This is a genomic window from Niveispirillum sp. (assembly GCF_052437035.1).
Taxonomy (GTDB): domain Bacteria; phylum Pseudomonadota; class Alphaproteobacteria; order Azospirillales; family Azospirillaceae; genus Niveispirillum.
In genome coordinates this window covers 105,877-119,145 of the sequence record NZ_JBQVOH010000006.1, presented here as the reverse complement: position 1 = coordinate 119,145, position 13,269 = coordinate 105,877, and the positions used below count along the sequence as shown (strand labels likewise).

Sequence of the window (13,269 nt, the reverse complement as noted above, 5' to 3'; positions counted from 1 at the left end):
CGGTGTAACGTCAGGCTTTTGCCCCCTTGGTCCCGGCTTTCGCCGGGATGACGGTGAAAGAAACTAGCGTGCGTCTAAGGTTCACTCAAACTCGATGATCTTTTCATCCACCGCGAGGCTCGCCCCCTTCACGGCGTGGACCTTTTTCACGGTTCCGTCGGCCTCGGCCCGCAGGATGTTTTCCATTTTCATGGCTTCCACCACGGCCAGTTCCTGACCGGCCTTCACCGCTTCACCTTCCTTGACCGACACCGAGACCAGCAGGCCGGGCATGGGGGAGAGCAGGTATTTGGACATGTCGGGGGGCAGTTTCACCGGCATCAGGTCGGCAAGGTCAGCGGCGCGCGGGGTCAGGACGTCGACCACGAAGGCGAAGCCGCCATGGGTCAGGACCCACGATGTGCCCTTGATATCGACCTGTACCGTCATGGCGACGCCGGCTACCGTGCCCTGCCACAGGCTTTGGCCGATTTCCCAGTCGCCCAGGACGGTGTGCGGGCCGCTGTCCAGCGTGACGGTGGCGGCACCGCCGGCAAAGGACAGGTGGGTCTTGTGGTTCTGGCGGTCGGCGCGTGCCACCCAGTCCTGGGCCACATGGAAGCCGTGGCCCGCCACTTGGCCCGAGATCATGGCGTCGCGGCTGGCGCGGCGATGGTGCAGCACGGTGGCGAGCGCCAGCAGGCGGTCACGCACGGCGGGGTCGGGCGTCAGGCCGTGGAAGCCGTCGGGATACTCTTCCGCGATGAAATTCGTGGTCAGGCGGCCGTCGCGGAAGCGCTGCTTCTGCATCAAGGAGGTGAGGAAGGAGATGTTGTGGCCCACGCCCCGGATCTGGAACCCGTCCAGCGCATCGGCCATGGCGTCGGTCGCCTGATCGCGGGTGGGGGCCCAGGTGATCAGCTTGGCGATCATGGGATCGTAATACATGCTGATCTCGCCCCCCTCATACACGCCGGTATCGACGCGGACGATGGAGCCATCGGGGCGGGTGCCCTCCGTGGGCGGGCGGTAGCGGGTAACGCGGCCCGTGGAGGGCAGGAAGCCACGGGTAGGCTCCTCCGCATAAACGCGGGCTTCCAGGGACCAGCCATTGATGCCGACATCGGCCTGGGTGACGGGCAGATGTTCGCCGGCGGCCACGCGGATCATCAGTTCGACAAGGTCGAGGCCGGTGATCATTTCGGTCACGGGATGTTCGACCTGCAACCGCGTATTCATCTCCAGGAAATAGAAATTGCGGTCCTTGTCGACGATGAATTCCACCGTACCGGCGGAACGGTACTGCACCGCCTTGGCCAGTGCCACCGACTGTTCGCCCATGGCCTTGCGGGTGGCGGCATCCAGGAACGGCGACGGCGCTTCTTCAATCACCTTCTGGTGGCGGCGCTGGATCGAGCATTCACGCTCGTTCAGATAGACGGCATTGCCATGCGCATCGGCCAGAAGCTGGATTTCGATATGGCGCGGCTCGGTGATGTACTTTTCGATGAAAACACGGTCATCGGCGAAGGAGCTGCGCGCCTCGTTCGTGGCGGAGCGGAAGCCGTCGCGCGCCTCGGCGTCGTTCCAGGCCACGCGCATGCCCTTGCCGCCGCCGCCGGCGGACGCCTTGATCATGACGGGGTAGCCGATGTCGCGGGCGATGGCGACCGCTTCCTCATCATCCTTGATGACGCCCAGGTAACCGGGGACGGTGGAGACCCCGGCGGCCTTGGCCAGCTTCTTGCTCTCGATCTTGTCGCCCATGGCGCCGATGGCGTGGACATCGGGGCCGATGAAGGTGATGCCGTTCTGTTTCAGCGCCTCGCAGAACGGGGCCTTTTCCGACAGGAAGCCATAGCCGGGATGCACGGCCTCGGCGCCGGTCTGCTTGCAGGCGGCGATGATCTTGTCGGCGATCAGGTAGGATTGGGCCGACGGGGCGGGGCCGATATGCACCGCCTCGTCCGCCATCTCAACGTGCAGCGCGCCGGCATCGGCGTCGGAATAGACGGCCACCGTCTTGATACCCATGCGGCGGGCAGTCTTGATGACGCGGCAGGCGATTTCGCCACGGTTGGCGATAAGGATTTTCTTGAACATGGGGCGGGGCCTTTTCAAGGACGCTTGTGGCGTCTTCATGTTTAGGTATCTCGTTGGCTTGCTACTGCTTGTCTAAGACACGAAATGCCTCATTAATCAGGAAAGCTTTCTTTCCAGCGGGAGCAGGCTTCTGATCACACATGAATGCAGAAACATTATTTTCTATAAACAGACCTGGAGTTTTCCCGCCAAAGGCCTGATAAGAAAGTATTTTTCCCTTTACTGAGCCGTATGAAGGGCCATCAGGGATATTTGCTTTATCTTTTACTTTTACATTCACGACCATTTCAAGGTCGGAGCCAACGGGGTCGGACTTATCCCGCTTTGAGTTATCCCTAAAAGTCACATCGATATCTTCAAGTTCAGACCAGTAGGTCTTTGATATCTTTGGGCACGTATCCAGGAAAACCCCAAAGGATTCTGACAACTTGATAGGCCCGATCTTGAACACGTCACCATTAAAATTGATGTTGGGCGAGTCAGCCAGTGCGGGCGGCAGGAACCCCAGTCCTCCGATGGTTAGCAGGCACGCGGCAAATCTTGGTAACTTCTGTCGAAAGGCAGTCGCATCCATGAGACATCCCCCTAGTTACGTCACAGCGGCAGATTGTCGTGCTTTTTCCAGGGGTTCTGGAGCTGCTTGTTCTTCAGCATCGACAGCGCCTTGCACAGGCGGCGGCGGGTATTGTGGGGCATAATGACATCGTCGATATAGCCGCGACCCGCCGCCACGAAGGGGTTGGCGAATTTCTGGCGATATTCCTCGGTCCGCGCCTCGATCTTGGCTTGGTCGCCGATATCGCCGCGGAAGATGATCTCCACCGCGCCCTTGGGCCCCATCACCGCGATTTCGGCGGTGGGCCAGGCATAGTTGACATCGCCGCGCAGATGCTTGGACGCCATCACATCATAGGCGCCGCCATAGGCCTTGCGGGTGATCAGGGTGACCTTGGGCACGGTGGCCTCGGCATAGGCGAACAGCAGCTTGGCGCCATGCTTGATGATGCCATTATATTCCTGGGACGTGCCGGGCAGGAAGCCGGGGACATCCACCAGGGTGACGATGGGGATGTTGAAGGCATCGCAGAAACGCACGAAGCGGGCGGCCTTGATCGAGCTGTCGATATCAAGGCAGCCGGCCAGCACCATGGGCTGGTTCGCCACGAAACCGACGGTCGAACCCTGCATGCGGGCGAAACCGGTGATGATGTTCTTGGCATATTCGGGCTGAATCTCGAAGAAATCGCCCTCGTCCACGATCTTCGAAATCAGTTCCTTCATGTCATAGGGCTTGTTGGGATTGGCCGGGACCAGGGTATCCAGGCTCATCTCCGGCCGGTCGGCCACATCAGGCGTGGGGCGCGAGGGCGGCTTTTCCCGGTTAGACAGCGGCAGGAAATCGACCAGACGGCGGGTTTCCAGGAGCGCCTGCACGTCATTCTCAAAGGCCAGATCGGCCACGCCGGACTTGGCCGTGTGGGTCACGGCCCCGCCCAGTTCTTCGGCCGTCACCACCTCATGCGTCACCGTCTTCACCACGTCGGGGCCGGTGACGAACATGTAGGAGCTGTCCTTCACCATGAAGATGAAGTCGGTCATGGCGGGGGAATAGACGGCACCACCGGCACAGGGACCCATGATCAGGCTGATCTGCGGCACGACGCCAGAGGCCAGGACATTGCGCTGGAACACTTCGGCATAGCCGCCGAGGGAGGCCACACCTTCCTGAATGCGGGCACCGCCGCTGTCATTCAGGCCGATGACGGGGGCACCCACCTTCATCGCCTGATCCATGATCTTGCAGATCTTCTCGGCATGCGCCTCTGACAGGGAGCCGCCGAAGACCGTGAAATCCTGGGAGAAGACGAAGACCAAACGGCCATTGATGGTGCCGTGACCGGTGACGACGCCGTCACCGGGAACCTTCTGCGTTTCCATCCCGAAATCGGCGCAGCGATGTTCGACGAACATGTCCCATTCTTCGAACGAACCTTCGTCCAGCAGGATCTCAATCCGCTCCCGCGCGGTCAGCTTGCCCTTGGAATGCTGGCCCGCGATGCGCTTTTCACCGCCGCCCAGGCGGGCGCCGGCCCGCATCTTTTCCAACCGTACCAGCACGTCCTGCATGGGAAATCCGCCCCGTAGAATGGTTCATGGGAGTTTGGGCGGAGTTTGCGAATTATGCCGCAGCAGGGGAAGGCGTGGATGGGTGTGGATTTGCGAAGATGATCGGCAGAGATTGCAAATTTTGCGAATTTGCAAATCGTTCATGTGAGGGAGCACCCAACAGCCCAAAACAAAACCGCCACCGCCTTTCCGAAGAAAGGGGTGGCGGCTGCGGCGTGCGGCGTCGCCGCAAGGTTCATCAGGGATTGATGTTGATGAACGGGTCCCAGCTATAGGTGTTGGGGTCGTTGGCGATCTGCAGGTTGAAATGATAGGTGACCGACCCGCTGCCCAGGCAGTTGGCCGTCCACTGGGTCGACGAAAGCTGCCGCGTCGACAGCACGCCGGTGCCGGAGGTCTGCACGAAACTGGTGAAGGACACCGTCATGAAGTTGAGCAGAGGGTCCAGATTCCAGGTAATGACGTCACCGACATTGACGGTGATCGTCAGTTCATTGGTGCCCTGGCCCGCCGCATGGGGGCCCTGGTCGCTGATCATATAGACGGTGGCGCCAACATTGGGGCCGTTTTCCTGCGTCGTCTCGGTGTCGAACACGCAGATCACATTCACGCTCTGCTGAGACATAGCCCATGCTCCAATTGTAAATTGTTGATTTGGTCTTGGCGGTTCAAGGCGAAGCGCCGGCGGGCACCTCGTGGGGTGCGGTTTGACTTATAGCGCCGCTGGTAATATGACTATATGCTCTTAATCGCGTATTTATATTACTGTATTCTATTTTAACGAAATGATCATGAGGGCGCCCGCCGTCCTGCACATGAGCCGAATTTCTTTGGGCGGTACGCAACGAAGCGCATGGCGCGGCCCTATACACGGCTCTATTCCTAAAACTATTCATGGGAGAATGAGTGGGGGCGTGTTTGTACGGTTTGCCGGGGGCATCACTTTACAAAAGCCTTCAAAACAGTGGCATTCGCAGGTCTGGCCCGTCTAATAGTCATATGGCCAACAATAATTTTAGCGCCTGTCCCCTGACGGCAAAGGATCTCCCTTGAAAAGCAGCAGCTTCAAGTTTGGCGATTGGCAGGTGGATGTAAGGATGTGTCGGGTCCGCCATGTCGCGGAAACCGCCGAAGCACAGATCGAACCCCGCGCCATGGATGTGCTGTCGGCGCTCTGCCACCGGGCGGGCACGATATTGAGCGCCGATGACCTGCTGCATCTGTGCTGGGACGGTGTGGTGGTGGGGGAAAATCAGGTCCATAAGGCCATTGCCCAGCTGCGCCGCGCCCTGCGCGACAGTTCCACCGACCCCGTCTATATCGAGAATATCCGCAAACGCGGCTATCGCACCCTGGCTCCGGTGACGTTCCCACCGGGATATGGGGCCGCCGTGGTGGAGGAAACCTGGACGCGGGCATCACCCTATATCGGACTGGACCCGTTCGACGCGGCCCATGCCGATGTGTTTTTCGGGCGGGAAACCGCCGTCACGCGGCTTTGCGCGGCGATGGCGGGGCGGCTGGCGGCGGGGCGGCCATTCGTTCTGGTCCTAGGCCCCAGCGGCAGTGGTAAGACCTCCCTGATCCAGGCGGGGCTGCTGCCGGCCCTGATCGCCGGAAGCGGTGGATTCCGGGTGGAGGGCATTGCCAGCCTGGATCTGGGCGATGTCGCCAATCTGCCGCTGCCCACGGCGCTGGGGGGCGCGCTGCTTGACCTGGAGCGCGATGGCGAGCCGCTATTTGCGGGCCACAGCGCCGAGAGCGTCGGTACCGCCCTGACTGGCGAGGGGGAAAGCCTGCCGCCCGGTGCCCGGCATCCCAACGAGCCGGGCCGTAATCCCGCGCGCTTCATCCTGTTCATCGACCGGATGGAGGCCCTGTTCAACACGCCCATGGCGGGCATTCTGCAGCGCTCACAATTCCTGACAGCCTTGGACCGGCTGGCCCGGCTGGGGCCGTTTGCCGTGATCGGCGCCTGTCGCAACGATTTCTACCCCGATCTGGCGCGCGAGCCGCTGTTGATGGCCGGCAAGGAAACGGGCGCGCATTTCGATCTGGAACCGCCGACCCGCGCCGAGATTGCCCAGATGATCCGCCGGCCGGCGGAGATGGCCGGCCTCAGTTTCGGTATCGATCTGAACAGCAACGAACATCTGGATGATCTTCTGTGCGAGGGGGTTGCCAACAACACCGATGCATTGCCGCTTCTGCAATATACGCTGCAACAGCTCTACCTTCAGCGCAGCCCGACGCGCGAGCTGACCATTGAGGCGTACCGCAAGCTGGGCGGCATTGACGGGGCCATCGGAAGGCGGGCGGAAGCCATCCTGGAAGGGTTGCCGCCACAGGCCCAGGCGGCCCTTCCCCGCATCTTCTCCCTGATCGTGGCGGCGGGCGGGGCCGATGGCAATGCCCGCAGCCTGCGTGCGCCCTGGTCCGTTCTGGCCACGGCGGAAGAACGGCAACTGGTCACGAATTTTGTCGATCAGCGGCTGTTCGTCAGCCTTTCGCATGGGCGGGAGCCTGTGTTCGGGGTCGCGCATGAGGCATTGCTGCGGCAATGGCCGCGCGCCGTCGCCTGGATCGCCGAACACCGCCAGGCCCTGCGCATCCGGGCGCGGTTGGAGGCCGAAGCGCAGCAATGGATCGCGGATGGGCGCCGGACCGACCGCCTGCTGCGACAGGGCCGGCCATTGGAAGAGGCCCGCGAGCTGCTGAAAACCCGTGCGGTACCGCTGTCACCCGATATATCGGCGCTGATCACGGCATCGGCCCGGCAGGCGCGGCGGGCCGACCGCCTGCGCCTGGGCGCGGTGGTCGGCTTTGCCGTGATCGCCATGGTGGCGGTTGTGCAGGGCTATCAGGCCCGTCAGGCCGAGGCGTTGGCCGCGCAACGCCGACAGGAGGCGGAGGGGCTGGTCGATTTCATGCTGGGCGACCTGACCCAGAAATTGCAGCCGCTGGCCCGTCTCGACCTGCTGGGCGGGGTGGCGGAAAAGGCGCTCGCCTATCTGACGGAGGAGGATGCCGGGCGGGTGCCGGGGCCGCTGCGTCTGCGCCAAGCCAAGGCGCTTTTGACGCTGGCGGATGTGAACCGGTCACGCGGCAATGTCGATGCCGCCCTGACCGCCCTGGGCCGGGCGGAAACATTGCTGCGGGTCAATCTGGCCGAGGGGCCGGTGGATGGGGCATTGCTGAAAACGGCGGGGGCCGTTGCCTTCTGGTTCGGGCAGATCGCGCTGGATCGCCGCAATCTGGATGAGGCCGAACGGCATTTCATCCGCTATCGCGATCTGGCCCAGAGCATGGTGGCGCTGAACGCCGCGGACGAGGATGCGAGCCTGGAGCTGTCCTATGCCCTGGCCAGCCTGGGCAGTTTGCGGTTGCGCCGGGATCAGGTCAGCGAGGCCGCCCAGGATTTTGAGGAATCCAACCGGCTGAAGCGCGCGGTCATGGCCAAGCGCCCGGATGACCGCGCCCTGGCCGTCAGCATGGCCAATGGCCTGTCCTGGCTGGCCAATGCCCGCGCGCAGGACGGCCGCCTGGACGATGCCGTCACGCTGTATGGCCAGCAGAAGGACATGCTGGAAGGGCTGCGCAAGGCCGAGCCGGACGCGCTTGAATGGTCCAACCGGCTGGCCCTGGCCTATAAGCTGGAAGCCATCCTGCTGGCGGCGCGCGGCAGGACCGAGGCGGCCCTGGCCTCCTTGCAGATGTCATCCGACCTGATCGGCTATCTGCTGGACAAGGAGCCGGAAAACAGCCTGTGGCAGCGGCAGAAGACAGAGAATGACGTGCTGGGCGCGCGGTTCCATCTGTTTGCAAATGACCTGACGGGGGCGTCGTCCCGATTGTCCGGCTCGCTGGTCTGGCTTGAGCAGGCATTGGCCGCAAAGCCGGGCGACGGCTATGTCCGCCGCCTGTTGGGGCAGGCCCTGGCCAACCGCGCGGAATTGCTGCTGCTGACCGGCGATGTGAAGGGGGCGGGCGCCAGTGCCGCCAAAGCCGAAGCGATTGTTCGCGAGGGTCCGCAGGATGCCAGCCGTACGGTTCTGACCGCCAATATCCTGCTGGTTCAGGCCGCCGTCGAACGGGCGCGGCGCAACGTGGACGCCGCCGCCGCCTTCTGCGGAGAGGCGGTCCGGCTGCTGGGTCCCATCGCGGCAACCACCCATGACTACAAGATCCTCGATCCCTGGGTCCGGGCCAATATCTGCGCCGGCACCCTTTCCGCTGCCGTGGGAGGCATGAGCAGGTTGGAGAAAATCGGCTACGCCGATGTCCAATACCAACGCTTGATCAGTTCAACCCTCAAACAAGGAGACGTAAAATGAGCAGCCAGGACGTCGTCAATCATGTTCTGACCATTCCGGTGACGTGTAAAATGCAGGGAACGAGCGGTGGGTTGCCGCAGCCGACCCTTTTCTATGAGAAGAATGTCTCTACCAATGATGTGATCACGGCGAATGCGAATATCAGCCAGATTGTTTTCACGAAAGATCCGACCACCCAGATCGATTTCATCTTCACCGGCGTGAATGTGACGCCGGCGGTTGATGGGTCGAAGATACTCAAAGACCTCAAGATCGTGAGTGTCAGCGAAACGGAGGTCAAGATATCCGACGGCCAGGAGAATCAGAACAAGCAGGCGGTCGGCAATATAACCCTGTTCTTCCTGGTCGAAGACCCCGAGACGCAGGCATCCCTGATTTCGGCGGGCAGTAAGGTGGTTTACAGCTCCGACCCGGAAGTGGTGAATGATGGCAGCATTGTTTGACGGGTTGCTGTAACCGCGCTCCCGATTCCAAGGGGCGGACTGGTGGCCGGATCAGGCCCCGGTCCGCCCCTTTTCCATTCCGGCTTCCTTCCTGTTTTCTTCCGATTAAAACTCAATAAAATCAATGCATTGATTTTCGGAAGGATAACAGAAGAGAGAATTCTTCCGATCCCTGGCAGGGTCTGGTCATCGCCAACCAGCCAGGGATTTTCCGCCATGTCGCCGATGCTGACCCCCCGAGAACGCCAGGTTCTGACGCTGACCGGGCGTGGGCTGAAGAATGGCGAGATCGCCGCACAGCTGGGTGTTTCCGAACTGACCATCCGCAAGCATCGCTCCTCCATCATGCAGAAGGCGGGGCTGCGGTCCACGGCACAGCTGATCGCCTTTGCCGGGGGCAGCACCCCGTCGTTGGCCGACGAGCAGGCACCGGTGGAGCCAGCGCCCCTGTCCTGGGACCAGCTGCGCCCGCGCGAGGCGGAAGTGGTGCGGCATATCGTGTCGGGCTGTACCAGCAAGGAGATCGCCCGGCTGTTGAAGATCAGCCCCCTGACGGTGCAAAAACACCGCGAGCGGGCGCGGGAAAAGCTGGGCGTGCATACGGTGGGGGAGATGATCACGCGGGGGCGTGTGGCGCTGCCTGCGTGAAACGCTGTCGCCCTGTCCGCGTGAAACCCTATGGCGCTGTGCCCGAGACCGGGTAACATCCCCGCCCGAGAGGGAAGCGTACGGGGAACGGAGAGCGCCGCAGCATGACCGCCAAAATCTATGCCGGTGAACGCATCCGCCGCCTGCGGGAAACACGCGGCATCAGTCAGGCGCAACTGGCGACCGAGGTGGGGCTGTCCACGTCGTACCTGAACCAGATCGAGAATAACCAGCGGCCCCTGTCCGCCGCCGCTGTCATCCGCCTGTCCACCTTCTTCCAGGTGGAGCCCAGCCATTTTGCCGATGACAGCGACACAAGGCTGGCGTCCGAACTGCGCGAGGTGCTGGGCGATCCGCTGTTTGGTGACGCGTCGGTGACGTTTGCCGGCATCCGCGATGCGGTGCGGGCCGCCCCCGCCATAATGGGATCGCTGCTGAAGCTGTATCGCGCCTATCAGGGCCTGGACGAGGAATATAAGGCGCTGGTCGACAAGGTGGGGGGCGGGGATGCCGTGGCGGGGCCGGCTGCCTTCCCCTATGACGAGGTCCGCGATTACGTGCAGGCGCAGCGCAACCATTTCGAGACGCTGGACCGTTCGGCCGAGGATCTGTTTGAGGGCGGGCATTTCTCCAAGGATCGGCTGCTGGAACATCTGGCCCAGCATCTGGCCGACCGGCATGGGGTGACCATCCGGGTGTCACCGATGCTGGCCCGCCATGACGTGCTGTGGCGGTACGATCCGGACGACAAGGAACTGCTGGTTTCGGAAGGCACGCCGCGCGAAAGCCGCACCTTCTTTGCTGCGCACCAGATCGCGCTGCTGGATTTCGGGGTGGAGATCGAGCGGCTGGTGGCCGATGCCGGACTTTCCAGCATCGAGGCGCGGTCGATCCTGCGTGTGGGGCTGGCGAACTATTTCGCGGGCGCCCTGATCCTGCCCTATAAGCGCTTCCTGACCGAGGCGCAACGGATGCGGTACGACATTGACCGGCTGTCGGCACATTTTAACGTCAGCTTCGAACAGGTCTGCCACCGCCTGTCCACCATGCAGCGGCCCGGCATGCCGGGCGTGCCCTTTTATTTCGTGAAGGTGGACATGGCCGGCAATATCGCCAAACGGTCCAGCGCCACACGGTTCCAGTTCGCGCGGTTCGGGGGGGCCTGCCCGCTCTGGAATGTGCATCAGGCCTTTGCCCAGCCGGGGCGCATCCTGGTGCAGCAGGCGCGCATGCCGGATGGGGCCACCTATCTGTGCATCGCGCGGACCGTGGTGGCGAAGGGGAACTCCTATCTGTCCAGGCCGCGCGAGGCGGCGGTGGGGCTGGGCTGTGAGATCGCCTATGCCGACCAGCTGGTTTATTCCGCCGGGCTGGATTTGCGCAATGTCGATGCCGCGGTGCCCATCGGGTCCAACTGCAAGGTCTGCGACCGCGAGGATTGCCGCCACCGCGCCTTCCCACCCATCGGCAAGGCATTGCGCGTGGATGCGCATGAGCGGCGGGTGGTGCCGTATTCGGTCAGTTGAGGGTGTAACCGGTTACGAATGACCGGCTTCGGCCCCATGGGCGGTGCGCAGGAAGGTCAGTGCTTCCACCACCAGCCGGCCCCAGAGTTCGAGGCTGGCCAATATCTGATCACCGGTGATGCCGACAGCCAGATTGTCCATTTCCAGGACCAGGAAATCATCGCGCAGGGAGAAGCGGGCAAAGCGCTTGTGCCGGTTCCATTGGTTCAGGATGGCGGCGTCGAAACTGTCCTGCACCTGGAACATCAGGTTGAAGTTGTAATCGCCGAAGCGGGCGGCCTCGGGGGCCAGCTGCGCGCCAGGGCGGATATTGAAGGTCAGGCCGCCAATGGCGGAACGCAGGACGGGGGCGCCGCTGGGCGTCAGATCCTGGGTGGCGGGCAGGCCCAGCTGTTCCAGGGCCGCTTCCAGATCCGTCAGCGTCACGCCGCGCAACAGCTTGTCCAACATCGCATCCTTCCCAAATCGTCGTCGCGGGCGACCATGCATGAGGGGCGGGGTGGGTGGCAATCATTTCAACGCTGCGTCGATGCTGTCCTTCAAGGTCAGCATGGGGGTGGGATCGACCGTAATGAAACCGCGACGCGGGCGGTCGACATCAATGATTATCATGGCCACCAGCACGATCAGCAGGCCGAACATGTGCGCCACGGTCGAAGGGCGGTGGCCATTCAGGCCACAGGTGTAGCCGGTCACGGCACCGGTGAGCAGGATGGTGCCATAAAGCAGCAGCAGCACGAGCTCCGGCACATGCCGGGCCAGCAGCGCATCACGCGCGCCGAAGGCATCGATCATGCCGTTCAGGGCCTGGATGTAAAGCCCGCTGGTCACGGGGCTTTTGTCCAGTTCCGCGGCTTGTCGGGCCTGTTGCCAGAGCTGATCCTGCACCGCGATGGCACGTGCGTTGACGGCGGCGCGGTCGCCGGCCTGGTCCAGGCTGATGGAACCCGCCTCCACCCGCAGATGGGTATAATCGCGTAGCAGCGCCTTGGTTTGCGCGGCCAAAGGTTCGGGGAGAAGCCCGGCGCGCAGCCAGGTGGTGCCGATGGCGTTCGCCTCCTCCACCAGTGCCTGCGACCGCGCGTCATAGCGCTGCAACGACATGGAGAAGGTGAAACCCATCAGCAGGGCCAGCAGACCCAGCAGGGAGCCCTGCGCAGCCGACACATGGGCACGATAAGCCTCGGTCCCCGTGCCGGCCCGCCGCCGGCCCAGGCGCAACCCGCCCCAGGTGATGCCGGCCAGCGAGACCAGCAGAAGCAGGGCGATCAGCGGGGCGGGCAGTGCATAGAGCAATTCACGCATGATGGGCCTGTCGCAACCGGGGATGGCTGATTTCACCATGGGTTGCGGGCCGGCGCCAGCCCTGATCAGAAGCTGGTGCGGATGCCGACAAAGCCCGTCAAGGTGAGGCCGGGGCGGCCCGGCTGTCCCGTGAAGCCCGCCACCTGCGTATAGAAACGCAGCACGCGCCGCCAGCGGGGGCCTTTGGTGCGCCAGGGTTGATAGGTTGCCTCCACCCAGGGGTTCAGTCCTGAAAAACTGTCAGCGGCGGGACCGTCGCCTTTGCGCGTCCAATAGGCCATGGCGACGACATCGATGACCAGCCGGCCTTCATCCAGGCGCAGCTTCTGTTCGGCTGCGATGTGCAGGCTGTCATAGGCGCGGGTGAAACCCTTGAAGAAGCGCACCCCCTCATAGCCCGCGAAGAAGCGCAGGTCGTCGGACGCGTAATGGATGAAGTCATGGTAGAGGGCGGCGGCCGGGTGCCCATCCTCGATCCGGAAGCCGTAATCGGTGAAGGCGGCGATGTCGTCGGAGAGGCGGTAGAAAGTGCCGGCGGTCAGGTTGATCACCCGCCCCGCCGCCTCGTCCGGCTTTGACCGGTCCAGGGAATGGAAGATGCCCAGATGCAGGCGGCCCAGGTCGGGGACATGCTGACTGTAGACGCCGCCGCAGACGGGGGACGCGGTCAGGATGATGCCGGGACGATAGAGATCGGGGCCGCAGCGCAGGTCGGTGGTTTGCGCGGCGGCGGGGAGGGGGAGGAGGGCCAGGAGCAGGAACAGGAGCAGGGTGCGCAAGGGCTGGGTCCCGATGGGGGCGGAC

General features: G+C 62.9%; 11 protein-coding genes. 4 read left to right on the top strand and 7 right to left on the bottom strand.

Annotated elements, in window-relative coordinates:
- Positions 1–81: 81 nt before the first annotated feature.
- The 4 genes from ACT6Q8_RS16080 to ACT6Q8_RS16065 form a co-directional block, all read right to left on the bottom strand.
- Positions 82–2,082 (bottom strand): acetyl-CoA carboxylase biotin carboxylase subunit, encoded by a 2,001-nt coding sequence (locus tag ACT6Q8_RS16080; RefSeq protein WP_444732976.1) that lies wholly within the window; start codon positions 2,080–2,082, stop codon positions 82–84.
- A 61-nt stretch (positions 2,083–2,143) separates the two neighbouring features.
- On the bottom strand, positions 2,144–2,656 hold the full coding sequence (locus ACT6Q8_RS16075) for a hypothetical protein (protein WP_444732975.1): 513 nt from the start codon (positions 2,654–2,656) through the stop codon (positions 2,144–2,146).
- Positions 2,657–2,676: 20 nt separating this feature from the next.
- Positions 2,677–4,209 carry an acyl-CoA carboxylase subunit beta gene (locus ACT6Q8_RS16070; protein WP_444732974.1) on the bottom strand — a complete coding sequence of 511 codons (1,533 nt, stop codon included), beginning with the start codon at positions 4,207–4,209 and terminating at the stop codon, positions 2,677–2,679.
- A 238-nt stretch (positions 4,210–4,447) separates the two neighbouring features.
- Entirely contained in the window at positions 4,448–4,834 is a 387-nt protein-coding gene (locus tag ACT6Q8_RS16065; RefSeq protein ID WP_054169914.1) for a hypothetical protein, read from the bottom strand.
- Positions 4,835–5,258: 424 nt separating this feature from the next.
- Between ACT6Q8_RS16065 and ACT6Q8_RS16060 the strand changes: the two genes are divergently transcribed.
- The 4 genes from ACT6Q8_RS16060 (at position 5,259) to ACT6Q8_RS16045 (ending at position 11,160) form a co-directional block, all read left to right on the top strand.
- Positions 5,259–8,543, top strand: coding sequence for an nSTAND1 domain-containing NTPase (locus tag ACT6Q8_RS16060; RefSeq protein ID WP_444732973.1), 3,285 nt, complete (start codon positions 5,259–5,261; stop codon positions 8,541–8,543).
- The gene (locus ACT6Q8_RS16055) at positions 8,540–8,986 is read left to right on the top strand and encodes a hypothetical protein (protein ID WP_444732972.1); all 447 of its coding nucleotides are present in this window, start codon (positions 8,540–8,542) and stop codon (positions 8,984–8,986) included. Before ACT6Q8_RS16060 ends, ACT6Q8_RS16055 begins: the two co-directional genes overlap by 4 nt.
- Positions 8,987–9,202: 216 nt before the next feature.
- Positions 9,203–9,634 carry a response regulator transcription factor gene (locus tag ACT6Q8_RS16050; protein WP_444732971.1) on the top strand — a complete coding sequence of 144 codons (432 nt, stop codon included), beginning with the start codon at positions 9,203–9,205 and terminating at the stop codon, positions 9,632–9,634.
- A gap of 104 nt (positions 9,635–9,738) precedes the next feature.
- A complete protein-coding gene (locus ACT6Q8_RS16045; RefSeq protein WP_054169910.1) occupies positions 9,739–11,160 on the top strand; it encodes a helix-turn-helix domain-containing protein in 1,422 nt (473 codons plus the stop codon).
- Positions 11,161–11,172: 12 nt separating this feature from the next.
- Here ACT6Q8_RS16045 and ACT6Q8_RS16040 read toward each other — a convergent pair whose 3' ends face one another.
- The 3 genes from ACT6Q8_RS16040 to ACT6Q8_RS16030 are packed head-to-tail and all read right to left on the bottom strand — an operon-like array spanning position 11,173 to position 13,244.
- Positions 11,173–11,610 (bottom strand): YbjN domain-containing protein, encoded by a 438-nt coding sequence (locus ACT6Q8_RS16040; protein WP_444732970.1) that lies wholly within the window; start codon positions 11,608–11,610, stop codon positions 11,173–11,175.
- Positions 11,611–11,670: 60 nt separating this feature from the next.
- Positions 11,671–12,504, bottom strand: a complete 834-nt coding sequence (locus tag ACT6Q8_RS16035) for a bestrophin-like domain (RefSeq protein ID WP_444732969.1) — start codon at positions 12,502–12,504, stop codon at positions 11,671–11,673.
- A gap of 26 nt (positions 12,505–12,530) precedes the next feature.
- Positions 12,531–13,244: a hypothetical protein gene (locus tag ACT6Q8_RS16030; protein ID WP_444732968.1), complete on the bottom strand. Its 714-nt coding sequence runs from the start codon at positions 13,242–13,244 to the stop codon at positions 12,531–12,533.
- Positions 13,245–13,269 lie beyond the last annotated feature (25 nt).

Excerpts from the sequence above, each read along its gene's own strand:
- ACT6Q8_RS16075 (WP_444732975.1), bottom strand. The coding sequence starts at position 2,656 with ATGGATGCGACTGCCTTTCGACAGAAGTTACCAAGATTTGCCGCGTGC.
- ACT6Q8_RS16040 (WP_444732970.1), bottom strand. The coding sequence starts at position 11,610 with ATGTTGGACAAGCTGTTGCGCGGCGTGACGCTGACGGATCTGGAAGCG.
- ACT6Q8_RS16070 (WP_444732974.1), bottom strand. The coding sequence starts at position 4,209 with ATGCAGGACGTGCTGGTACGGTTGGAAAAGATGCGGGCCGGCGCCCGC.
- ACT6Q8_RS16065 (WP_054169914.1), bottom strand. The coding sequence starts at position 4,834 with ATGTCTCAGCAGAGCGTGAATGTGATCTGCGTGTTCGACACCGAGACG.
- ACT6Q8_RS16050 (WP_444732971.1), top strand. The coding sequence starts at position 9,203 with ATGTCGCCGATGCTGACCCCCCGAGAACGCCAGGTTCTGACGCTGACC.
- ACT6Q8_RS16035 (WP_444732969.1), bottom strand. The coding sequence starts at position 12,504 with ATGGTGAAATCAGCCATCCCCGGTTGCGACAGGCCCATCATGCGTGAA.
- ACT6Q8_RS16055 (WP_444732972.1), top strand. The coding sequence starts at position 8,540 with ATGAGCAGCCAGGACGTCGTCAATCATGTTCTGACCATTCCGGTGACG.
- ACT6Q8_RS16080 (WP_444732976.1), bottom strand. The coding sequence starts at position 2,082 with ATGTTCAAGAAAATCCTTATCGCCAACCGTGGCGAAATCGCCTGCCGC.
- ACT6Q8_RS16045 (WP_054169910.1), top strand. The coding sequence starts at position 9,739 with ATGACCGCCAAAATCTATGCCGGTGAACGCATCCGCCGCCTGCGGGAA.